The sequence below is a fragment of the Anaerococcus sp. AGMB09787 genome (assembly GCF_022808955.1).
Taxonomy (GTDB): Bacteria; Bacillota; Clostridia; order Tissierellales; family Peptoniphilaceae; genus Anaerococcus.
Genome location: NZ_JAKZEY010000002.1, coordinates 34391 through 58535, shown reverse-complemented (window position 1 = coordinate 58535; position 24145 = coordinate 34391). Strand labels below are relative to the sequence as shown.

Annotated in this window: 23 protein-coding genes; 1 reads left to right on the top strand and 22 read right to left on the bottom strand. The window is 37.0% G+C overall.

Features of this window, described 5'->3' with window-relative positions:
• Positions 1-96: 96 nt before the first annotated feature.
• From lysS to MUN42_RS01450, 9 genes are all read right to left on the bottom strand, one after another.
• Positions 97-1989 (bottom strand): lysine--tRNA ligase, encoded by a 1893-nt coding sequence (lysS, locus tag MUN42_RS01490; protein ID WP_243342509.1) that lies wholly within the window; start codon positions 1987-1989, stop codon positions 97-99.
• Positions 1990-1999: 10 nt separating this feature from the next.
• A complete protein-coding gene (gene greA / locus MUN42_RS01485) occupies positions 2000-2473 on the bottom strand; it encodes a transcription elongation factor GreA (RefSeq protein ID WP_243342508.1) in 474 nt (157 codons plus the stop codon).
• Positions 2442-3440 (bottom strand): tRNA dihydrouridine synthase DusB, encoded by a 999-nt coding sequence (gene dusB, locus MUN42_RS01480; protein WP_243342507.1) that lies wholly within the window; start codon positions 3438-3440, stop codon positions 2442-2444. Before dusB ends, greA begins: the two co-directional genes overlap by 32 nt.
• Positions 3418-4209 carry a type III pantothenate kinase gene (locus MUN42_RS01475; protein ID WP_243342506.1) on the bottom strand — a complete coding sequence of 264 codons (792 nt, stop codon included), beginning with the start codon at positions 4207-4209 and terminating at the stop codon, positions 3418-3420. Before MUN42_RS01475 ends, dusB begins: the two co-directional genes overlap by 23 nt.
• Positions 4210-4278: 69 nt before the next feature.
• On the bottom strand, positions 4279-4770 hold the full coding sequence (locus MUN42_RS01470) for a DUF5673 domain-containing protein (protein ID WP_243342505.1): 492 nt from the start codon (positions 4768-4770) through the stop codon (positions 4279-4281).
• An 8-nt stretch (positions 4771-4778) separates the two neighbouring features.
• Positions 4779-5348 (bottom strand): hypoxanthine phosphoribosyltransferase, encoded by a 570-nt coding sequence (hpt, locus tag MUN42_RS01465; RefSeq protein WP_243342504.1) that lies wholly within the window; start codon positions 5346-5348, stop codon positions 4779-4781.
• Complete coding sequence (tilS, locus tag MUN42_RS01460) at positions 5332-6708, bottom strand: tRNA lysidine(34) synthetase TilS (RefSeq protein WP_243342503.1); 1377 nt, start codon at positions 6706-6708, stop codon at positions 5332-5334. Before tilS ends, hpt begins: the two co-directional genes overlap by 17 nt.
• Positions 6695-7009 carry a septum formation initiator family protein gene (locus tag MUN42_RS01455; RefSeq protein ID WP_243342502.1) on the bottom strand — a complete coding sequence of 105 codons (315 nt, stop codon included), beginning with the start codon at positions 7007-7009 and terminating at the stop codon, positions 6695-6697. Before MUN42_RS01455 ends, tilS begins: the two co-directional genes overlap by 14 nt.
• Entirely contained in the window at positions 7002-7247 is a 246-nt protein-coding gene (locus MUN42_RS01450) for an RNA-binding S4 domain-containing protein (protein ID WP_243342501.1), read from the bottom strand. Before MUN42_RS01450 ends, MUN42_RS01455 begins: the two co-directional genes overlap by 8 nt.
• Before the next feature lie 99 nt (positions 7248-7346).
• Here MUN42_RS01450 and MUN42_RS01445 point away from each other — a divergent pair, with 99 nt between their 5' ends.
• The gene (locus MUN42_RS01445) at positions 7347-8390 is read left to right on the top strand and encodes a DNA polymerase IV (RefSeq protein ID WP_243342500.1); all 1044 of its coding nucleotides are present in this window, start codon (positions 7347-7349) and stop codon (positions 8388-8390) included.
• A 27-nt stretch (positions 8391-8417) separates the two neighbouring features.
• Here the strand turns inward: MUN42_RS01445 and recA are convergent, their stop codons facing one another.
• The 13 genes from recA to infB all read right to left on the bottom strand — a co-directional run bounded on the left by recA (position 8418) and on the right by infB (position 24136).
• Positions 8418-9452 (bottom strand): recombinase RecA, encoded by a 1035-nt coding sequence (gene recA, locus MUN42_RS01440; RefSeq protein WP_243342499.1) that lies wholly within the window; start codon positions 9450-9452, stop codon positions 8418-8420.
• A gap of 334 nt (positions 9453-9786) precedes the next feature.
• Complete coding sequence (locus tag MUN42_RS01435) at positions 9787-10467, bottom strand: ABC transporter ATP-binding protein (RefSeq protein ID WP_243342498.1); 681 nt, start codon at positions 10465-10467, stop codon at positions 9787-9789.
• 8 nt (positions 10468-10475) lie between these two features.
• Entirely contained in the window at positions 10476-12689 is a 2214-nt protein-coding gene (locus tag MUN42_RS01430; protein ID WP_243342497.1) for a hypothetical protein, read from the bottom strand.
• A 66-nt stretch (positions 12690-12755) separates the two neighbouring features.
• Entirely contained in the window at positions 12756-13055 is a 300-nt protein-coding gene (locus MUN42_RS01425; protein ID WP_243342496.1) for a hypothetical protein, read from the bottom strand.
• 350 nt (positions 13056-13405) lie between these two features.
• Complete coding sequence (gene pgsA, locus MUN42_RS01420) at positions 13406-13936, bottom strand: CDP-diacylglycerol--glycerol-3-phosphate 3-phosphatidyltransferase (RefSeq protein WP_243342495.1); 531 nt, start codon at positions 13934-13936, stop codon at positions 13406-13408.
• A complete protein-coding gene (locus MUN42_RS01415) occupies positions 13923-16226 on the bottom strand; it encodes a DNA translocase FtsK (RefSeq protein ID WP_243342494.1) in 2304 nt (767 codons plus the stop codon). The genes pgsA and MUN42_RS01415 overlap by 14 nt, the downstream gene beginning before the upstream one ends.
• Before the next feature lie 80 nt (positions 16227-16306).
• On the bottom strand, positions 16307-18466 hold the full coding sequence (locus MUN42_RS01410; protein WP_243342493.1) for a polyribonucleotide nucleotidyltransferase: 2160 nt from the start codon (positions 18464-18466) through the stop codon (positions 16307-16309).
• Positions 18467-18509: 43 nt separating this feature from the next.
• Positions 18510-18776, bottom strand: a complete 267-nt coding sequence (rpsO, locus tag MUN42_RS01405) for a 30S ribosomal protein S15 (RefSeq protein WP_243342492.1) — start codon at positions 18774-18776, stop codon at positions 18510-18512.
• A 90-nt stretch (positions 18777-18866) separates the two neighbouring features.
• A complete protein-coding gene (locus MUN42_RS01400) occupies positions 18867-19823 on the bottom strand; it encodes a bifunctional riboflavin kinase/FAD synthetase (protein ID WP_243342491.1) in 957 nt (318 codons plus the stop codon).
• Positions 19813-20694, bottom strand: a complete 882-nt coding sequence (gene truB / locus MUN42_RS01395; RefSeq protein ID WP_243342490.1) for a tRNA pseudouridine(55) synthase TruB — start codon at positions 20692-20694, stop codon at positions 19813-19815. The genes MUN42_RS01400 and truB overlap by 11 nt, the downstream gene beginning before the upstream one ends.
• The gene (locus tag MUN42_RS01390; protein ID WP_243342489.1) at positions 20687-21658 is read right to left on the bottom strand and encodes a bifunctional oligoribonuclease/PAP phosphatase NrnA; all 972 of its coding nucleotides are present in this window, start codon (positions 21656-21658) and stop codon (positions 20687-20689) included. Before MUN42_RS01390 ends, truB begins: the two co-directional genes overlap by 8 nt.
• On the bottom strand, positions 21636-22022 hold the full coding sequence (gene rbfA, locus MUN42_RS01385; RefSeq protein ID WP_243342488.1) for a 30S ribosome-binding factor RbfA: 387 nt from the start codon (positions 22020-22022) through the stop codon (positions 21636-21638). The genes MUN42_RS01390 and rbfA overlap by 23 nt, the downstream gene beginning before the upstream one ends.
• A complete protein-coding gene (infB, locus tag MUN42_RS01380; RefSeq protein ID WP_243342487.1) occupies positions 22022-24136 on the bottom strand; it encodes a translation initiation factor IF-2 in 2115 nt (704 codons plus the stop codon). Before infB ends, rbfA begins: the two co-directional genes overlap by 1 nt.
• Positions 24137-24145: the final 9 nt, after the last annotated feature.

Genomic DNA, 24145 nt, shown 5'->3' with positions numbered 1-24145 from the left:
ACCTGTCATGTACAGATTACATTCCGCTTAAAATATTATTAAATTATTCCGTGTTTACGGGTTCAGGTCACTTCCGTCCTTGATTTTTATATTAAATTAATAAATTTTTGCTCCTGCTGGAATATTGGAATCTAGCATTATTAGGTTTAGGAGTTCTTCTCCATCATAGTCGCATACTGCTGATAAGAGCATACCACATGATTCTTCTCCCATCATCTTCCTTGGTGGAAGGTTTACTATAGCTAGGAGGGTTTTTCCTACAAGCTCTTCTGCTGAATAGTTGTTTTTGATACCTGATAGGATTATCCTATCTTCTCCTGATCCATCATCTAGGGTGAATTTCAAGAGTTTCTTTGACTTAGGTACTTCTTCGCATTTTTTAACCTTGACTACTCTAAAGTCAGACTTGGAAAAGGTATCGAAGTCTACTTCATCTTCAAATAGTGGATCAACTTTTACCTTGGATAGATCAATTTTTACGCTATTAGCTTGGCTAGCCTTGGCTTCTAGTTGGCTTTCTTTTTCCTTGCCCATTGGCTTCATTGTTGGGAATAGTAGGACATCCCTAATTGAGTGTTGACCTGTGAGGATCATTATAAGTCTATCGATTCCTATTCCTAGACCACCTGTTGGAGGCATACCTACTTCTAGGGCATTGACAAAGTCGTAGTCCATCATTTGGGCTTCGTCATCTCCTGCTTCTCTCTTTGCAACTTGCTCTTCAAATCTTTCTCTTTGATCGATTGCATCGTTTAGCTCAGAGAAGGCATTAGCAATTTCTGCTCCATTTATGAAGGCTTCAAACCTATAGGTTAAGCTTGGGTCGTCTGCTTTTCTCTTAGCCAGTGGGGATATTTCTACTGGATAATCTATGACAAAGGTTGGTTGGATTAGCTTATCTTCTACAAAGGCATCGAAGAATTCTGCTATTATTTCTCCCCTGGTTGACTTAACTTCAACATTGTTTTCCTTGGCTACCCTTACAGCTTCTTCGTAGTCTGTAATTTCGTTAAAGTCTACACCTGACTCTTCTTTGACTGCATCAATCATAGATATTCTCTTCCATGGAGCCTTTAGTTCGATAGTATTCCCATCAAATTCTACTGATGTAGTACCTTTTACATTATTAGCTACAGTTTCTACTAGATTTTCTGTAATTTCCATCATATCTTCGAAGTCGCCGTAGGCTTGGTAGAGTTCCATTGAGGTAAATTCTGGGTTGTGGGTTGCATCCATTCCTTCATTTCTAAACATCCTACCTATTTCATATACTTTATCGAAGCCACCTACTATAAGTCTTTTTAGGTATAGCTCGCTTGCGATCCTTAGGTACATATCTATATCAAGGCTGTTGTGGTGGGTTGTAAATGGTCTAGCTGTAGCTCCACCTGCTATGGTATTTAAGATTGGCGTTTCTACTTCCAAGAAGCCCTTAGTATCTAAGAATCTTCTGATTTCTGAGATTATTTTTGACCTTTTGACAAAGACTTCCTTTACATCAGGATTTACTATTAGGTCTAGGTATCTTTGCCTATATCTTAGGTCAGGATCCTTTAGACCATGCCATTTTTCTGGGAGCATTTGTAGGGACTTGGTTAGGAGGGTTGGAGTAGATGTTTCTACAGATATTTCTCCTTGGTTGGTCTTAAATACATTACCCTCGATACCTACTATATCTCCTATATCGTATTTTTTAACTTGGTTGAATTCATCGCCGATAACATTTTTACGGTTAACAATTTGGATTTGGCCAGTCTCATCTTGGATATCCATGAAGGACATATTTCCATGACCTCTCTTAGCCATAATTCTTCCAGCAATCCTTACACTTTTACCGTTATAGTCTTCAAAGTCATCTTTGATATCTTTTGAAGGTATTCTTCCCCTAAAGTTTACTTCCTTGTGGGGATCTCTGCCTTCAGCCTTGAGTTCTTCTAACTTATCCCTCTTGATTTTTAGCATCTCGTTTATATCTTTGTTATCAGCCATCATTTCTCCTTTATTTAATATTTTTAATTACGTAGAACATCTTTCCATTAGGTGTTGATACTTCTACCCTATCGTTTATTTTCTTTCCTAAGAGGGCGGCACCTACTGGACTTTCATTTGATATAAAGCCTTCTAGTGGGTTTGATTCCGCTGTTCCTACTATCTTGTAGTCATTTTCTTCGTCAAATTCTTCATCGTATACTGTAACTATATTACCAACGCCTACTTCATCAGAATTTTCCTTAACTTCGATGGTCTTAGCATTTCTAATCATATCTTCGATTTTGGCAATTCTTGATTCAACTTCACCTTGTTCATTTTTTGCTTCATCGTAATCGGCGTTTTCTGAAAGGTCTCCAAAACTTCTTGCTACTTTGATTTTTTCAGCGATTTGGGGACGCTTTTTAGTTTTTAAATATTCTAGTTCATCTTCAAGTTTTTCTAAATACTCTTTACTTAATATTACTTCTTTCTTCTCTGTCATAATTTTCCTCTAAATATCTCTCATACTCATCTAACAAGTCAAAGATTTCTTGGCTTGTCTTAGTTTCATTTACTCTTTTCCTAAATGTAGTTGCCTGAGCTAGGCCCTTGATATACCAGCCCACATGCTTTCTCATTTGGTTTACAACGAGCCTTTCGTCCTTGTAGGCAAGGGATAGGTCATATTGTCTTTTTATGGTGGCTAGGATTTCTCTAAAACTAACCCTACTTACCTCCCTACCTGCTAGGTAGTCCTTAATTTGCCTAAAGATAAAGGGGTTACCCATAGCTCCTCTTGCTATCATAACTCCATCAGCCTTGGTCTGTTCCAGGATATTTATATAGTCTTCAACTGTATATACATCACCATTAGCTATAACTGGGATGCTTAGATCTTCCTTAAGTTTTCTAATCTCATCCCATCTAGCCTTGCCTTGGTAAAACTGTTCTCTGGTCCTAGCGTGGAGGATTACATAGTCGACACCTGCATCTTCTAGGGCATGGCCGACTTCTATATAATTTATTGAATCCTCATTTATTCCCAGCCTATATTTTACACTGACTATCTTATCTGTAGAGTCAACTAGGGTTTTTGCTATGGAATAGACCTTGTGGGGATCACTTAATAAGGCCGAGCCTTGACCGTTCTTAAATATCTTTGGGGCAGGACACCCCATATTAAAGCATATCTCATCATAGTAGGGAAGGATATTTATCTTATCCTTGACAACTTCTTCTATTATGTCTTCATCCCTACCAAAGATTTGGATGTTTGACTTATGCTCAAGGTCGCTATGATACATTATATCGTAAGTTGCCCTATTATCATACCTTAGGGCATTTACTGAAACCATCTCAGTAAAGGTCTTATCGGCTCCATTTTCTTCAGCTATAACTCTAAAAGCACTATCAGTAACTCCAGCCAAGGGAGCTAGCATGACACTTTTATTTTCCCTTGATTGACTCATATATTATCCTCAATCCATCAAGCATAAGGTCGTGTTCTATTACGTCTATATACTTGCTTTCATTGGATATAAGCTCTGAAAAGCCTCCAGTTGATACAACCCTTATATCTTCCCTCTTGATATTGTATTTTTCTACCAATTCATCTTCTATTACTTCGATTATCTTATCAATCATACCAATGTATCCAAATATTATACCAGCATTGATACTTGATGAAGTATCCCTACCAATGGCAGAGTCTGGTACAGACAATCTAATCTTAGGAAGCTTGGCAGTAGATCCAAAGAGTCCATCTTGGGCAATCCTGATACCAGGAGCAATAGATCCCCCCAAGTATTTTTTATCTTCTGTAACTACATCGAAGGTAATGGCTGTACCCATATCTATTACTACAATTGGACCCCCATACTTGCTATAGGCTGCCACACAGTCCACTATCCTATCAGCTCCTACTTCCTTTGGATTGTCATAGGCTATATCCAAGAAGGTTGGTGTGCTGGCATTGACTATGATAGCCTCCCTTTGAAAGAGCTTCCTATTAGCACTTTGCCAATTGTATAAGACGTCTGGTACTACACAAGATATGATAGAATCTTCGATAGAATCAATATCTATATTTTTAATTACCAACATATTAAATAAAGTAGCAACCAATTCATCGCTAGTTTTCTTTAAATTAGTCGCCACTCTAAATCTAGATTTTAAATTTTCTCCATCGAAAACGCCAATCATAGTATTGGTATTTCCAATATCTATTACTAATAACATTTACAAAACATCTCCAAAAAATTTATAATTAACCCTTATATAATACATCTATATGAGTAAATTTCAAGCTTATTTTCCTAATTTATACCTTCTTATTAGGGTATTTATTTCTTCGATGTCTTCTTTTCTGACCTTAGTTGACTCTCTACTTTCTCCCATCTTATCCTTGACTAAGATAACTATGTCCCCACTATCTGTATCAAAACCCCATTTCTTAATTTGCTTGTAGGATGAAAACTTTGAATTGGCAAGGATGCCATTTTCTGCGACATAGATATTTAATCTTGATGAGATATAGAATACTAGGGCCAATAAGAGCATAACCAAGGCTGTAAGTATGCTTTGATTGTTGCCTTGCTTGTAGCCATAATATACATTTACTCCACCCGTAATTACCAAAATCACTATCAAAATAATTTCAAAACTGGATGTCGGTTTCTTGAAGGCTCTTACTTCGCCTTCTATATTTTTCTTAGCTAAAATATGCTTTACAATCCTATAAAGGAAAAAAGCTACTATAAGTCCATATAATACAATAATCACTGAATCTAATGAGTTCATCCTACCTCCTAATTTTCTTCTTCATTATCTTCATAAACTGATCTTTTCAAAACTCCTATGTAAGGGAGATTTCTATAAAGTTGATCATAGTCAAGACCAAAGCCTACTACAAATTCATTAGGTATCTTAAAACAATACCAGTCAGGCTTGATATCGACTACCCTTCTTTCAGGTTTATCCAAGAGAGTAACGATCTTTACATCCTTGGCATCTCTATTTAATAAGGTTTCCCTGGTTTTACTTAGGGTGTAGCCAGTATCAATTATATCTTCTACTATCAATACCTCCCTACCCTTTACATCAGTATCCAAGTCCTTTAATATTTTTACATTACCACTTGAATAGGTATTTTGATCATACGAAGATACTACCATAAAGTCCATATCTAGATCAACATCTAAATTCTTGGCAAGCTCTGCCATAAACATAACACTTCCCTTAAGGATACCCACCAAGAGAAGCTCATCCTTATCCCTATAGTATTCATTTATTGTCTTAGCCAATTGCTTAATCTTAAGCCTTAGGCTCTCTTCATCTATTAATACCCTATCAATTAACTCGTCATAATTTCTTAACATATCCTACCTCTATCCTAACAATATTTTTGCTCTTAGAACTAACCTTATAATCTTCGCTAATCCTCAAAGGAACTATCCAAATTATATCAGAAGCTGAAGTTATTATAGGTAACTTGTCCCTATCCTTTCTGTCAATCTTGGCATCTATGAGAAAGTCCTTGACCTTCTTGGTGTTTTTCATACCAAAGGGCTTAAACCTATCCCCGTTTCGCCTATATCTAACCTTCAAGGGAAAGTTTAGCTTATCATAATCAAAAAAACCTACACACCTATTGGAAGTCGGCTCATAGGAAGAAACTTTACTAGCCTTGATAGTATAAGGACCAAAGCTTACCTCACCATCAAGCTTTAGCTCTAGCTCGTCTTCGATATAATCTTGACCTCTTTTTCCTATTAAGAGTTCATAATAATTATATGACTTATAAAATGTAATATCATCTTTTATGATAGATTTTCCTGGGTCAAGACCTAAAAGCTTATCAAAAGAGTCTATATTGTCCTTGGATATATCCTTAAGGTCTCCCTTGAGATTTTCGATACCAATCCTTAGGATGGCTGACCTTATAGCCTTATCACAGCCCTCCAAGCCTTCCTTATCAAATTTTAAGGAAGTCTCATCACTACTTATAAGAAGGTCATCATAAATCTTACCCACATAAGCCTTACTTATCTCATGCTCATCCCTTGCTATGGCAGATAAATTGACCAGGGCCCTTTTAAAGTTGGGATTAATCTTCTCGATAGCAGGGATTATATCAAGCCTTAGCTTATTTCTAGTGTAGTCATCCATTAGGTTGGTCTGGTCTATGGCGTAGGGGATTTGCTCTTGGTCAAGGTAAGTAAGGAGGTCGGACTTTTTAATATCGAGGATGGGCCTTATGATGTGGCCGTTCTTATAGGACATGGCTGTAAGCCCCTTGATACCAGTCCCCCTAATTATCCTCATAAAAACGGTTTCTGCTTGATCATCAAAGGTGTGGGCTACTGCAATCTTCCCCTTGGGATACTTGGCTAGAATCTCCTCAAAGAAGTCATACCTTAGCCTTCTCCCAGCATCTTCTGGGGACAACTTATTCTCCCTGGCATAATCATCCATAGACCTCGCTCTGATTTCTACTTTAAGATTTAGGGCCTTGGCCCTTTCTTCTACTATCTTTTGGTCTACTATAGCCTCTTTTCTATGGAGGTGGTTTAGATGAGCGAGAACTATATCAAAGTCAAGCTCCTCCTTTATGGAATTTAGGGCTGTGATTAGAAACTCACTATCAGGGCCACCACTTGCTCCTACTACTACAGTATCTCCCTTTTCTATAAGCTTATTATCTACAATAGTACTTTTAACCCTATCAATTATTTTCATCTTCGTAAACCACTTCAGATTTCTTGACCATATTTAGTCTTTCCCTGGCAATCTTTTCCTTGAACTCGTCTGTATTCCTATTCTTATAATCCTCCTTGAGACCTTTAATTTCCTTATCAAGCTCATCCTTCTTAGCCTGGGTAGATGCTATATCCTTATCAAGCCTCGCCATTTGCTTTTGATAATTTTGATTATAAATCCATAGGAAGCCAAAGGCTAGAACTATAACAGATACAATTGTCAAAAGAAATCTCTTGTTTTGCCTTCTTCTTCTCCTAAAATAAGAATTTTTCCTAGTCATCAATTACCTCATACATATCGTCTGCATTAGCCTTCTTGGCCCCATCTATCAAGGATAAAACCCTAACCTTTAGCCTTGACTTACCGAAGATGACCTCTATCTCATCTCCCTCATTTACTATAGAGCCTGGCTTAGCATACTTGCCATTAATAAGAACCCTATCATTCTCGCAGGCTTCCTTAGCAACTTGTCTTCTCTTAATAATTCTTGCATTTTTTAAAAATTTATCAATTCTCATACCTATATCTTACTTTACTAATGATTAATGGCAAAATTAGACCGATTTCTTTAACTATCCATGCTTCTATAAGTAAGGCTAGTCAAGTATAATAGTCTCATGATGATATTCCATGTTGATTGCGATGCCTTTTATGCATCCTGTGAAGAAATAAGAAATCCAAAACTAAAAATCAAGCCCCTGGCAGTGGGAGGACTAACCAATAAGTCTATTATAACAACTGCCAACTACAAGGCCAGGGAATACGGCCTCCATAGTGCTATGCCCATCTTTATGGCAAAAAAACTCTGCCCAGACCTCGTGGTCCTTCCAGTTGACCACCCTTACTACGAAGAAAAATCAGCCCAAGTCTTCTCCCTTATAGAAAAATACGGAGTTACAATGGAAAAAGTCTCCATCGACGAGGCCTACCTCTTAGTCGATGTGGACTCATTCGATATGTCTCCCCTAGACCTTGCCAAAAGGATTCAAGAAGAAGTCCTTACTAAAACCGAGATTTCTATCTCCGTTGGCATATCCTACAACAAGTTTCTAGCAAAAATTGCAAGCGACCGGAAAAAACCCAGGGGCATTACTCAAATAAGGGAAGACCAACTCGATACTTTCCTCCCAGACCTCCCCATAGAAAAGGTCCATGGCATAGGGTCAAAGACCTGCAAAAAACTAAACGATATAGGAATTTATAAGGTAAGAGATTTATTAAAGCTAGACAAAGACTTCCTTAGAGAAAACTTCGGCAAGCAAGGCACCTACATCTACAATGTGATAAGGGGGATTGACAAAAGAACAGTTAACCCCAACAGGAAAAGAAAGAGCATAGGTAAGGAGCAGACTTTAAGGACTAACACCAAGGATATCCATACCCTAGAAAAAATCCTAGAAGACCTAGCCAAAAAAATCGAAACCTACATGGTCAACAAAAACTTAAAAGCCAAAACCCTAACCTTAAAAATCAAAGAAGACAACTTCACAAGCCATACCAAATCCATCACCCTCCAAGAATACATCTACAAAAAAGAAGACATCTACACCGAAGCAGCTACCCTACTAAAGGCAATCCTTAAGGATAAAACCCTAAGACTAATAGGCATCTCCCTATCAAACCTTGCAAATAGAAACCTTGACCAACTTACTTTTTTGTAAAAGAAAAGCCGGCATAAGCCGGCAATTTTATTCTTCACTTTCTATATTTTCTTTAGACTCGCCCTCATCGCCTTCTTTGATTTCGAACTTGGCACGAACTTCTTCTTCAACTTGGGCCATTATTTCTGGATTATCTTCTAGGTATTGTTTTACATTTTCCCTACCTTGGCCGAGTTTTTCGCCCTTATAGGAGAACCATGACCCAGCCTTTTCTACTATGTCTTCATCAACTGCTGTATCTAGGAGAGTACCTGATTTAGAAATTCCCTTACCATACATTATGTCAAATTCAACAACCTTGAAGGGTGGTGCTACCTTGTTCTTTACAATCTTGACCCTAGTCCTTGATCCTATTGAATCTTCTCCTTGGGTGATTGTCTTTATCCTTCTGATATCAAGTCTTACTGATGAATAGAACTTGAGGGCACGTCCACCTGGTGTTGTCTCAGGAGAACCAAACATTACCCCTACCTTCTCCCTAAGTTGGTTAATAAAGACAACTGTAGTGTTTGACTTAGATATAACTCCTGTGAGTCGTCTTAGGGCCTGACTCATTAGTCTTGCTTGGAGACCCACGTGGCTATCTCCCATCTCTCCTTCGATTTCGGCACGAGGCACTAGGGCTGCTACTGAGTCTATTATAATTAGATCAACTGCCCCACTCCTTACTAGGGATTCTGATATGTCAAGTCCTTGTTCCCCTGTATCTGGTTGGGATAGGATGAGGTTATCTATATCAACTCCTAGGTTACGGGCATATTCTGCATCTAAGGCATGCTCAGCATCTATAAAGGCTGCTGTATGGCCTAATTTTTGATCTTCTGCAACTATATGAAGGGCAAGGGTGGTCTTACCAGATGATTCAGGTCCAAAGATTTCTACAACCCTACCCCTTGGTAGACCTCCTATACCAAGAGCCACATCCAGGTTAATAGCTCCAGTAGGTATAGCTTCGATTGAAACTTTAGGAGCTTCGCCCATCTTCATTATAGCTCCCTTACCATATTTTTTCTCGATGTTTTTAAAAGCCTGATCGAGAGCTTTTTGTTTATCACTGTCCATTTTATCTCCTTAGAATATTAGATATTTTCCTAATATTACTATATAGTTTTTCGGGATTTATTAAAGGGACATTGGCAATGATAAATCACAAAGTGACCCTTCTCTGGCACATATCAGCAGTATAGGCATCATGGGTTACGACTATGATAGTATTCCCTATCTTATTTAAATCCTTGAGGATCTCCCTTACATAAAACTTTACTTTAAATAAATTATCTGCCGAGGTCTTTTATGGAATGCGATCTTTATAATAACAATTAGAGATTTATTGTAACTTAATTAAATTTTTTACATTTAAAAAACCTCACTCAAATCGAGTAAGGCTGTCGATAATTTAATTAATCATTTCCCTATCTATTTTTATTTCTAATTCCTTATCAAGACTTATAATCTGATCTGCCATATTTGCCAAGGTCATATCGTGGGTAACCATAATTACAGTTTTCCCATATTTATCTCTAAGATTTTGAATTAATCGAAATACTTTTTGGGCCATAAGAGGGTCTAGAGATCCTGTTGGTTCATCTGCTAGAACCAGATCACCGGGTTTTAGTATACACCTAGCTATAGCAACCCTTTGTTGTTCTCCACCGGATAAGGTATTTACCTTTCTGTTTTTTAATTTTAATATATCCAGTTCCTCAAGGGTCCTATCTATAATTTTCATCTTTTCATCTTTGGATAGGTCCATAAATTCCATAGCAATTAATAGATTGTCACTTACATTTATATCACTTATTAAAGCAAATGATTGAAATAAATAATTGATTACATTTCTTCTCAACTTTGTGGCTAACCTACTATTTATTTTTGGCAGGTTTTGACCCTTTATTTTTATTACTCCACTATCAATTTCTTCAAGTAGGCCTATCATATTTAGTAGAGTACTTTTTCCCGAACCAGACTTTCCTGTGATCGCAACAATAGATTTTCCTGGGAAAGATAGGCTAAGATTGTCTATAACTTTTATTCCATCATAGCTCTTACTAACATTTTCTAATTCCAATATATTCATATATCCTCCTAAGCTTTCAAAAATAAATTTAATTTTTTCATTTGATTACTTACCATAGCCATATAAAAAATGATTACTTGGGCAAGAGCAATTATCGTCATTAAAAGTATGCCTACCTTAGATCTAAGTATTATAACACTAGCAATATCAATAGTTATGACAAAAATCACTAGTAGGATAGGTATTTTATATATATGGAAGTTACTATAACCTAAGAATTTCTTAACGGATATCCTCTCCTTATAAGCGTCTTGAAAAATAGTTACTATAGTTATCAAGAGTATGATAACTATAAAAGTAAGGGAAAGTAAAAATCCTAAAAAAATTTTTATAGTTACCCATAAATTTCTCACAATACCATCAACAAATAAACTAATTGTAGCAAATTCTATATTATTATCACCCAAATTAAACTTGGTAAGGTAAGATGGGTCTAAGTATTTATCAGCCTTATCACCAAGTTTGATGAAGGAATTTTCTAACCCTATAGCAGACAAACTTTCCGACTCTCTATATATCATGTTCTCAGGTGTAAGTACTAGTATAATAGGATTTTTAATCATCAGATCCTTTGATGAATCTGTACTGTAAGAGAATATGTCATCATCGTAAGCATATTTTACAAAATTAAATTCCTTATTATCATTGAAGGTAGTGTCGATATCATCTGGTCTAATACTTTTGGTATCTTGCTCAATTAACATTTCTTTTAATAAAGCAATTTCTTCGTCAGACTTATTATCAGGAATTAAGTAAGTTCTAAGGCCCTCTTTAGCATCTTCAACTAGTGAATCGTCCATACTTATACCTATTTTATTTAAATAATTAGGAGAAGCTGTAAGTAGCCAAAACTCTTCATTAGGCACAATTTCATACACATGGTTAGCCTTATAGTTTTCTAAATCATCCTTGGAGGTAAAAGCAGTATTAGCTATGTAGACTCCATCCTTATCAGCAATTGACCTATACCAATTATAAAAATCTCTAAAAAATTCTTTAGACTGCCTATTAAAGCTTGCTTGATCATTGCCTACAGAAATATCTTTAAGAATTTTATAGTCAGAAACCCTGTCCCAACTTTGTTTAATTTCTATATTTTTCTCAACTTCTCTGGAAGGGCCATCAATATAGGAGCATATAGCAATTAAACAAACATTAAAAAGGCAATATACAAAAACAGCTATTCCCATATATTTTTTCCTTGGCATTCTTTCTCTTATGGCATTTATAGGAGAAATTAAAAAGATAAAAAAAGATGATATTAACAACAATATCCCAATAATCAAGAAATTAATTAATCCTAATCCTACCATCAAGGAAAAGAAAATAAGTGATTTAAAAGTAAACCCTGTAAAAATTATCCCGTAGCCTATAAATAAAGGAACTGAAAATAATGCAGTATATAGGAAAGGTTGATATAATTTCAAAGCAAAATGTTTCCTAGACCATCCTTGTAAAATTAGCTTGCCTAGATTCGGTAAGTTTTTGATAGTTATTACTATAAGTAAAGCTAATAAAACTAAAGAACTAAAAACAAAAGTACCAACTATAACCATTTCTCCAAATCCATGATCTATGATATATCCAGATTTGCCATCAAAAAATACCGAACTATCTACCCCACTTACTTGGCTTAATCCTTCCAAAAACTCAGCTTCTTTATCTTTATTTAAGCCTACAATCTTGTATTGTCCATTAATAGTTTTAGTTTCCTTTACAGTAGTTTCTAATTTTTTAACAAGAACTCTATTTCCCATTATAAAGCTAGGAATATCACCTATACTATTTAATGAGCTTTTTCCTAGACCTAGAGTTGCATCGTCATTATCAGATGTTAAAAGCTTATCTAATTTACTCGTACTAATGATATTTTCACCTAGAAAGTCTAGATTTAATTCATCCCTATTACTTTCTATATCCCCATCAACACTTAATGTAATACCGATGGTTGCACCCATATCATCTATGAGTAAATCTTTCCTTATGTAAAACAAACCGTTTTGTCGGGCATAGTCATCTAAAAACCTATAGGTCATTTCTGTATTTTCTTCAGGTATAGTCTTTAATTCTATGTATAAAGCAGAGTTTGGATATATTCTTAGCTTGTTAAAATAAGATTCCCCCATATAAAAAGTTGCAAGTAACGAAAATAAAATACCCTGTACAATTATCATAAGACAAGTTACATATTTTAATATCTTACCATTAAAAATATTTTTCATGGTACCTCCAAATATAGTGGAAGGCTAAAGATTCCATAGATTTCTTTAGCCTCCCAAAGTTATTTATTATCTACAATCCCAGTAAGCTGTTGCTCTAGATGTGCCCACAAATTGTGAAGCATAAGCTGTTACTCCTGGATTTTTCCAACCCGAAAATGTACTATTTGCAGTTGCTGAGTGTTCATAAATATGTGTTTGGACCTGTGAATAACTAGTCACTCCCCACTTTCTTCCATGATCCCAGTTAACAGGATCCCCGTTAAAATAAACAGTTTCGGATGTCGCATGTACAATTCCAGGAGCAGAAGCTAACATCATAATCATTGCAGTAATTGTTAAAAGTTTTCTTTTTATTTTATTTTTCATTATATATCTCCTTAATTTACTATTTACATAAAATCTGGTCTTAGTTTAGAATAAATTTAAATTCCATAAATTTTAATTGTCGCCATTTTTATATCTGCTTGGATTAATACTTTTCATCTCCAAAAACCTCTTTTATCTTTACTAAAGCTTCTAACAACACGCATAGCTGTATCATTACAAACAGCTATAATACTTCTACTTTCTACATAATTTTGGAATTTCTTCCTTTCAGATTATAAGCTTTTTAATATATATATTATTATACTAATATTATAACACAAATATTTTTTATTTGCAAATGTTATTATAAATTAACTAAAATAGCCTTGCCATAATGGCAAGGCTAAGTGTTAGATATTTTCTAAGTCTAGGACTTCTTTGTTTTTGTAGAGGTAGTCAAGGCCAGATATTAGGGTTAGGATTACTGCTATATAGAAGACCCAGATTCCTATTTTGTTTAGGATTGGTATATTGACTAGGAGCATGACTAGGGATACCATTTGGCTTATGGTTTTTGCCTTGCCCCAAGGGGATGCAGCTATTGTTTTTCCTGCATCAGCTGCGAGTGTCCTAAAGCCTGTTATGATAAGCTCTCTTGCTATTATTATGACTACTGCCCAAGCAGGTAGGATCTTTCCTTCTACGAGTACTATGAAGGCTGCCATGGTGAGTACCTTGTCTACCAAGGGGTCTACGAATTTGCCAAAGGTGGTGACAAGCTTTCTAGACCTTGCTATATAGCCGTCTAGGGCATCTGTCAAGGATGCTATTATAAATATTATGGCTGCTATATTCATATCCCTACCAAGTAGGTAGTAGGCAAGAACGAAAACAGGTATTAGTAATAGTCTTAATGTTGTTATTTTGTTAGCTAAGTTCATTTTCTTCTCCTTGTAAGTAAGATTTATCTACTAGAACCTTCCTAGGTTTACTTCCCTCGTATCCTCCAACAAGTCCCCTGGTTTCTAGTTGGTCAATGAGCCTACCAGCTCTGGCATAGCCAATTTTTAGTTTTCTTTGGAGGAGGGATACTGAAGCTGTTTTTTCATTTATTATTATTTTGATAGCCTCATCTATCAATTCATCTTCATCTTCGCTGGCCTCTATTTTTTGGCTTTCTTCTTCTATTTTATCAATAGCTTCTTGGTTATAGTCTATCTCGTTATCTTCTTTGAGGCTTTCGACTACTCTGATTACTTCATTATCTGATACGAAGGCTCCTTGGATTCTAACTGGTCTCATTGAATCTGATGATGCGTAGAGCATATCGCCCTTGCCGAGGAGTTTCTCAGCTCCTTGGGTATCTAGTATAGTCCTTGAGTCTATTTGACTAGTTACTGCAAAGGAAATCCTAGAAGGTATGTTTGCCTTAATGGTTCCTGTTATAACATCTACTGTTGGTCTTTGGGTCGCTATAATTAGGTGGATACCACAGGCCCTGGATTTTTGGGCAAGCCTTGTTATATAGTCTTCTACTTCAGATCCTACTGTCATCATGAGGTCAGCTAGCTCGTCTATAATTATGACTATATATGGTAGTTTTTCCATGGAATCATCAGATTCTAGGTTTTTTTTGTAGCCAACTATATCTCTTACATGGTTGCTCTCAAAGAGCTTATACCTTCTCTCCATCTCACTTATCCCCCAAAATAATGAAGATGATGCCTTCTTGGGATCAGTTATTACTGGCATTATAAGGTGAGGAATTCCGTTGTAGATAGAAAGTTCTACTACCTTTGGATCTATGAGTAGGAGTTTGACATCTTCTGGTGAATGTTTGTAAAGAATTGACATTATAATCGTGTTGATACAGACAGACTTACCAGATCCAGTAGCTCCCGATACCAGGAGGTGAGGCATTTTTTCTATGGCTGATACGACAATATCACCCGATATAGACTTACCCATGGCAAAGGGAATCTTGTATTTGCTTTTCACAAATGCTTCTGAAGATATAATTTCCTTTAGGCCTACTACTTCCTTCTTGTCATTTGGTACTTCTATCCCTATGTGGCTCTTACCAGGAATTGGGGCAAGAATCCTTATCCCACTTGTCGCAAGGGCAAGGGAGAGGTCATCAGCAAGGTTAACTATCTTACTTACCTTGACTCCCCTTTGGGGTTTTAGTTCATAGCAGGTTACTGTAGGACCTACATCAATTTGGACAACTCTCGCCTCTATAGCGAAGGAATCTAGGGTCTCCTCTATGGCTCTTGCCTTTTCTTTTATTTCGTTATTGTCAATATCTGACACATCATTTCTAGCATCAAGGAGGTCAATGGCAGGATAAGTATAAGAGCCAAATTCCCTCTTAAAGCTTTCATTTAGGTCTGCCAATTCTACCTGTCTAGACCTATAATTGTTGACTTTGGCCTCTCCTAGGTCATCTAAGTTAATTGTTTGGAGGGGTTTCTTGTGGGCTTTGGATGGTCTTTCTAGATCTTTTCTTGGCTTTTCTTCTAGACTTATTCTTTTATTTGTTTTTACTTCTTCTTCCGATTTTTCTTCTGGCGCCTTTCTTTCTTGCCTTTCTTTATTTTTAGCTTTGATTTTATTCCTTGAATCTCCAATAAAGGCCTTGGACGAATTGTAGGCAATTAGGGAGATATCACGACCCTTCCCAAAAAATTCCCTGTAGGTAAGGGGACTTAGGTCGATTATTAGGGCAAGGCTAGAGACTATAAGCATTAGATATAGACCTAGCTCTCCTATAAGTCCTATTACAAGGTGGGCAACTAGTCCACCCAATCCTCCGCCACCCTTGACACTTTGCAAGGCTGAATATTCCATAGTCCACTTTAAGGTATTTCTCAAATAGTCTTTAGATAAGAGTCCTAGGACCAATAGGTAGATTATATAGGCTAGGACAAATTCACTTAGGTGGTTTTTGAAGGTCCCCCTGAAGGAAGTTAAGAAGGTCAAAAACATCAAAATTGGAAAAACTAGGGAAAGTTTTCCGAAGATCTTTCCAAAAAACTGCTCCAAGAAATCTCCCATAAAGCCAGTGTTTGAACTTAATATAAAGACAAATAAAAAGACCTGTAGTACCATAATTATTAACGAGAATTTTTTTATGTCAAAAGATTTTTCCCTTGGTTTTACTCTTTTAGTCCTATTCGGATTCTTGTTCTTCGATTTTTTTCTAATTCTATTATCATTCTTACCTGTCATAGCTACCTCTACATTGATTATATAATAATGAGAGCAAAAAATAAACTGCCCTTTGGCAGCTTACTTAGTTACTAAACAAATTAATGGTTGTTTCTATTATTTCTAGCATTATTATCTCTCTTGTATGGAGACTTGTCTAGTGGCCATGCCTCAGCTTCTTCTTTTTTGAGAAGGGCCTTTCTTGAAAGATTGATCCTACCTTGTCTATCAATTTCAGTAACCTTAACTGTAACTTCGTCTCCGATACTTAGGACATCTTCAACCTTGTCAATTCTCTTAGTATCGATTTGGCTAATGTGAAGGAGTCCTTCCTTGCCTATGGCAATTTCTACAAAGGCACCGAAATTCATAATTTTTGTAACTGTACCAGTAAAGATATCTCCAGCCTTAGGGTCAGTTACTATGTTTCTTATCATCTCGATGGCTTTCTTTCCACTTTCGCCATTTTCTGATGCTACGGTTATATGGCCATCATCTTCTGTTTCGATTTTGACACCCGTTGCATCTATGATTCTATTTATATTTTTTCCACCAGAACCAATTACATCACGAACTTTCTCTGGATCTATGTCCATGGTGAAAAGTCTTGGTGCGTAGTCTGATATGTCAGCTCTTGGCGCATCTATGGCAGATTCGATTACATCAAGGATTCTCATACGAGCACTGTGGGCATCTTGGAGGGACGTTTCTAGAACTTCCCTAGTAATACCAGCTATCTTAATATCCATTTGAAGGGCAGTTATACCATCACGAGTACCTGCTACCTTGAAGTCCATATCGCCAAGGTGGTCTTCTAGACCTTGGATATCTGTAAGAATTGATATAGAATCATCTTCTTTGATAAGTCCCATAGCTATACCTGCAACTGGCTTCTTGATTGGAACTCCTGCATCCATCAAACTTAGGGTTGATCCACAAATAGAGGCTTGGGAACTTGATCCATTGGATGATAGGACTTCTGATACTACTCTAATTGTATATGGAAAATCACTCTCATCTGGCAATACTGGGATCAAGGCTCTTTCTGCGAGTCTTCCATGACCTATCTCCCTTCTACCAGGTCCCCTTAGAGGTTTGATATCTCCTACAGAAAATGGTGGGAAATTGTATTGGTGGATATATCTTTTCTTGATTTCTTCCTTGTTTAATCCATCAATTATTTGAACATCGGCAGGAGACCCTAAGGTTACTACTGATAGGACTTGAGTTTGGCCCCTCTTAAATAAACCTGAACCATGTACCCTTGGCAAAAGTCCTGCTTCTGCTGATAGTGGTCTTATCTCTGTAAGTTCTCTACCGTCAGGTCTTATCTTATCAATAGAAATCATACGGCGGACTTCTTTTTTCATGATAGAGTCGACTCTTCTATGAATTTCATCTTCACATTCAGGATATTCTTCTAGGTATTTTTCCTTGGCAGCTTCTTCTATCCTAAAGATATTGTCTTCTCTCTCAGTCTTATCTGTTGTTCTGATTGAGCTTTTGATATCTTCTTCAAAGTCTGCACTGATTAACCTATCAAGCTCAGTTTCTTCTACTTCAGGAACTTCCATTTTTTCCTTGCCTATATCATCGATTATACTTTGGATAAAGTCTGAGATATCACCTATCTCTTCTAGGGCAAGGAGCATGGCTTCTAGCATTTCTTCTTCTGATAGCTCGTTAGCCCCTGCTTCTACCATGTTGATAGCGCCTTTTTTGCCTGCTACTGTAAGGGTTAGGTCTGATTTTTCTCTTTGGTTCTTATCTGGATTAATGATTAGCTCACCATCAACCTTACCTACAGTTACAGCCCCTACTGGACCATCAAAAGGAATATCTGATATACCTAAGGCAATAGATGCTCCTATTGTAGTTAATGGATCAGGAAGGACATCTTCTTCCATAGATAAAACTGTTGCAACGACTTGGACATCATTGTAATAATTTTCTGGGAAAAGTGGTCTTAGTGGCCTATCCATTTGCCTTGATATAAGGGTTGCTTCGTCACTAGCCTTACCCTCTCTTCTCAAAAATCCACCTGGAATCTTACCAATTGCGTATAATTTTTCTTGGAAATCACAGATTAGTGGGAAAAAGTCTACCCCTTCCCTTGGCTTCTCACTTGCTACAGCAGTTACAAGTAGTGAAGTGTCCCCACTCCTTATGTAACATTCGCCATTAGTTTGCTCAGCAAACTTGCCTATGGTTACTTCTATGTCCCTGCCTCTTTTTGATGAATATTTATAAGTATTTACCATCTTTACTCCTATACAAAATAAGGCGGGTAAGCCCCGCCAATAATTAACCTCTTATTCCAAGTCTCTCAATTATAGATCTGTATCTATCAATATCCTTGTTTTTAAGGTAGTTTAACATTCCTTTTCTACGTCTGATCATCTTGTAAAGACCTCTTCTAGATGAGTGGTCTTTTTTATTTTCTTTTAAATGTTCTGTTAAATCAGCAATTCTTTTTGTTAAAATTGCAATTTGTACTTCTGGAGAACCTGTATCTCCTTCGTCTTTTTGGTATTCTTTGATTATTGCTTGTTTGTCTTCTGGTTTTAACATATTTTCCTCCATAAATTCTATTTGCCATTTACAAAGTAAAAGTCGAGGTTTCAATTACTTAGTAAAGGTACTGTTTTATTATACTCTTAATTAGATGTTTGTAAAATCTTTTCCAATTTTTTCAATATGGTCATAGGCCATGGCCTTGTCTTTATTCATTTGCTCTACCAGGTCTTCCTTGGAATCAAATTTAAAGTCATCCCTAAAAAATTCTAGAAATTCTATAGAAATCTCCTTGCCATAGATATCTTGGTCAAAATCTAGAATATGGGTTTCGCTCTTCCTATTTTCATTCTCGAAGGTAGGATTTGAGCCAACATTGGTTAGACCAAAGTATGACTTATCATCTATATTTACCTTGGATAGGTAGACACCATCTCTTGGAAGGAGGTAGTTAAAGGATGTTTTGAGGTTAGCTGTAGGGAAGTTCATAGTCCTCCCTCTCTTGTAACCTGATACTACAACTCCCTTGATTCTATAATTTCTTCCTAGAAGCCTATTGGCATCATTTATCTCGCCATTTCTTACCAAGTCTCTGATAGTATTAGAAGAAATCTTCTCATCTTCATTTTCTTTCTCAAATTCTACTACTGATGTCTTGTAATTGTAATTACATTCGTATTTTTTGAGAGTTTCTACACTTCCCTTGGCATTTTTCCCAAACCTATAGTCCTCGCCACAAATGACATAGCTCGCATTTAATTTTTCACTTATAATGTCAGCTATAAATCTCTTAGGACTTAGGTTCATAAATTTCTCATCAAAGTCGATTAGGCAAAAGGTCTTTATACCAAGGCTTGCAAGGATTTCTATCTTGTCATCTAGACTTGTTAGATAGGCCTTCTCATCTTGTAATTTTAACTTAGTATTTTCCTTAAATAAGAGTACAGCTGGATCTAGGTTGTATTTTTCACTAATTTCCAAGTTGTTTTTCATAAGTTTCTGATGACCCAAGTGGACTCCATCAAAATTTCCTAGGCTAACTGCCTTCCTGCCTAGGTCTGGTAGATCTATGTTTAGGTCATAAATTATTATCTCATCTATCATAAAATACTTTCTCCATTTTTAGAAAATACTCGCCCTTGCTTAGAAAAGCCCTTGCAAGTCCTATAAATTCATTATCTATATAAAGTCTAACTAGTCCTTGGTTTTTATCGGGAATTCTTACTGTCATCCCATTAATTATTTTTTTGAAGTAGGTCTGGTCAAGGTCGTATCTCTCATATCGCTCAAGGGCAAGGTCAGGGCCCTTTAGCATAGCCTTAAGATCTTCTATGTCAGTCTCCATTATATCCTGAGACTTTATGGCATCTTCCACTAGAAAATTACCGACCCTAATCCTTCTAAGGCCCTTTACATAGGCAAGGGTCCCTAGGTCTTCCCCTATATCATCTATCAAGGTCCTTATATAGGTCCCCTTGGAACAAGTTACTTCGATAGTAGCTAGGGGAAAGGCAAAGTCTATTATCTTGATGTCATATATCCTTACCTTGCGCCTCTTGCGGTCTATGGTTTGTCCTTCTCGGGCTAGGTCATAAAGCTTTTTGCCATTTACCTTGAGGGCTGAATACATGGGAGGGATTTGCTCAATCTCCCCCTTGTAATTTTCTAATACAGCTTCCAATTCTTCCTTGCTAATAACTTTGTCAGACCTTCCTATAACCTCGCCTGCCCTATCTAGGGTATCGGTCTTTATTCCAAAGTGAGCCTTGGCTATATAGGTCTTTTGCTTCTCCATCATATAGTCAGATACCTTGGTAGCCTTACCCAAGACTATGGGCAAGAGACCAGAGGCTTCTAGGTCAAGAGTTCCAGTGTGGCCGACCTTTTTTTGGTTGAAGGCAGCCCTTACTAGGGATACGACCCTAGCTGATGAAATTCCTTCTTCCTTATCAACTATAAGAATTCCGCTATACATTAATTCCCTTTAAGACTTCTCTTGCTACTTGGTCAGCTTTTTCTAGACTATCTTCAAAGATTGAAAATCCGCTAGCTTGGATGTGTCCTCCACCACCATTGGCTCTGGCAACATCTGATACATCTACTCCCTTTGACCTTAGGGATACCTTGTATTCGTTGTTGTCATATTCCTTAAGAATCATAGAAACTTCGACTTCGTCTAGGTCCCTTAGCATATTTACAATGACTTCAGCATCTCCCATTTGGACACCAAATTTCTCAACTTCTTCCTTGCTTATCATAGCATAGGCTTTTTTGTCAGCAAATTCTGCCTTTGATATAACGTCTGTTTCGAACTTCATTACCTTGATTGGCTTTGACTGGTAGAGATTTCTGAAAATATATTCTACATCTGCCCCTTCAGTTATGAGCTTTCCTGCTACTAGGTGGGTATATTCGCTAACATTTGAATACAAGAACCTTCCTGTATCTGTACAAATTCCTGCAAATAGTAAGCTTGCTATGGTCTCATCCATTGGTAAATCAAGTCTATCTATTATTTCATAGACTAGCTCACAAGTAGCAGGTGCTGTATCATAGATTATGTTGAGATCTGTATATATCTTGCCCTTGACATGGTGGTCTACTACAGCTGTCTTCTTAGAATTTCTTGCTATGGTGGTAAGTTTTCCAATCCTATCAAATTCTGAACAGTCTAGGATTATAAATAGGTCATAAGAATCCCTCTTTGCCTCACCATAATGGTCTACGTCAGGCAAAAATTGCAAATAATCGTCAACTGTATCATTAGCTAAAACTTCTACTTCCTTGCCATAAAGTTCCAAAGACCTTCTTAGGGCAAGGGTTGATCCGAGGTTATCGCCATCAGGATTTATGTGAGATCCTATGGCTATTGTTTGGCTCTCATCTATTAATTCCTTAAATTGATCTAACTTTTCTTTATCTATTCTCTCTTTGTTCATTGGCTTTCTTATCCTTTGCAATAGTTTCTTCGATTAGCTTATCCATGTAGGCTCCTCTTTCAATTGACTCATCGAATTTGAACCTAAATTCAGGCATACTTCTTAGTCTCATCCTATCTCCTATGAGGACTTTTATATAACCCTTGGCTTGATTTAGGGCGTCTAGGGCATCTTGCTTGCTCTTTTCATCCCCTAGTACGCTTATATAGCAATCAGCATAGGATAAGTCATTGGTTACTTCAACATCGGTGACTGAGACCATAGACTCACTTGATAGTCTAGGGTCATTTATATCATCTCTTATAATTTTTGAGAGTTCTTTCATTACTTCTGAACTAACTCTCTCAGTTCTTCTTTTATTCATTAATTTCTTTCCTTTTCAACGATTTCGTAGGCTTCCATTATATCTCCTACCTTTACATCGTTAAATCTATTTAGTCCTATACCACCCTCGTAGCCTTGTGCTAGTTCCTTGGCATCATCCTTAAACCTCTTCATTGAGCTAATATCTCCATCAAAGACTACGATATTGTCACGAAGGAGTCTAACCTTTGCCCTTCTAGGCACTGATCCATTGGTTACCATAACACCTGCTACAGTTCCAGCTCCAGGTATCTTGAAGGTATCACGTACTTCTGCCCTTCCTAGGACTTCTTCCTTAAATTCTGGATCTAGCATACCATTTATAGCTGCTTCTACATCTTCTATGGCTTCATAGATTACGCTGTAGGTTCTTATCTCAATATTATTATCCTTGGCTCTTTCTAGGGCACCTTGGGTAGGTCTTACATTGAAGCCTATGATAATAGCATTGGATGCTTGGGCTAGTAGGACATCTGATTCAGTAATACCACCTACAGCTCCAGCTATAACTGATACCTTTACTTCTTCGTTAGATAGCTTGGTTAGAGATTGGCTAACTGCATCTACTGTTCCCTTAACGTCAGTCTTAACTATTATATTAAGTTCCTTTAGTTCGCCCTCTTTTATGTCTGAATACATATCTTCAAGGTTGGTATTTGCCTTGGCCTTTAGGTGTTCTTCACGCTTAAATTCTGCTGCCCTATTAGCAAAGTCCCTAGCGACTTTTTCATCTTCTACTGCATAGATCTTATCTCCAGCTTCTGCTACGTCGGATAGACCTAGGATTTGCGCTGGCATGGATGGTGTCGCTTCGTCTATAGCATCTCCTAAGGAGTTAAACATAGCCCTAATCCTACCTGATGCAGAACCTGTTACTACATAGTCTCCTGTATGGAGAGTACCCTTTTGAACAAGGACTGTTGCAACTGCTCCCCTTGACTTATCAAGTTGGGCCTCGATTATTATTCCTACTGCTGGTCTATTTGGATTTGCCTTAAGCTCTCTCATTTCAGCAACTAGGAGGACCATCTCAAGGAGGTCATCGATTCCTTGGCCGGTGTGGGCAGATACTTCTACCATGATTGTATCTCCACCCCATTCTTCTGAAACAAGGCCATATTCCATAAGCTCTTGCTTAACCCTGTTTGGATCAGCCGTTTGCTTATCCATCTTGTTGATAGCAACTATTATTGGAATATCTGCAGCCTTGGCGTGGTTTATCGCTTCTATTGTTTGTGGCATAACTCCATCATCTGCTGCTACTACAAGGATAGCTATATCAGTTGATTGTGCTCCCCTCATCCTCATCTCAGTGAAAGCTTCGTGGCCTGGTGTATCCAAGAAGGAAATTTTTCTTCCATCTAGGTCTACAACTGACGCACCTATATGTTGAGTAATACCACCTGCTTCACCACTTGTAACATGGGTTGATCTAATCTTATCTAGGATTGAAGTTTTACCATGGTCAACGTGGCCCATAACAGATACTACTGGTGGACGAACTTGCTTATCTTCTTCCTTATCTTCATAGTCTAATTCTACTGATTGTTCTTCAATGGCATCATATTCAACTTCAGGTGTTATCTCTTTTCCAAAGTCTAAGGCTACAAGTTCAGCTTGGTCATACTCGATTTGATCATTTAGACCTGCCATTACTCCAAGCCCTATGAGTTTTCCTATAACTGCATTTGGTGATTCACCTAGCCTATCAGCAAAAGTCTTTACATTAACTGTTTCAGGAATTTCGATCTTGCCTGACTCTTCTTTTTCTACTTGTTGGTTTTTATTTACCTTAGAGGACTTTTTGTTTTTATTCTTCTTTTTTCTCTTCTTCTTTGGCTTATCTTCTATCTCAAACTCTTCTTCATAGTCCTCAGCGCTTTTCTTAGGATGTTTGGTTTCCTTCTTTGTCTTAGCTGGCTTTTTAGATTTTTTAGTTTCTTCTTCCTTGAGTTCTTCAAAGTATTCGTTAATTATTTCAAGCTCTGATCCTGAAACCATAGACATATGTGACTTTATATCCATATTAAATTCTTCATTTAATAACTTAACCATTTCCTTGGCACTCATATTATTTTCTTTTGCTAATTGATATACTCTAATTTTTTCTGCCATATAACTCTC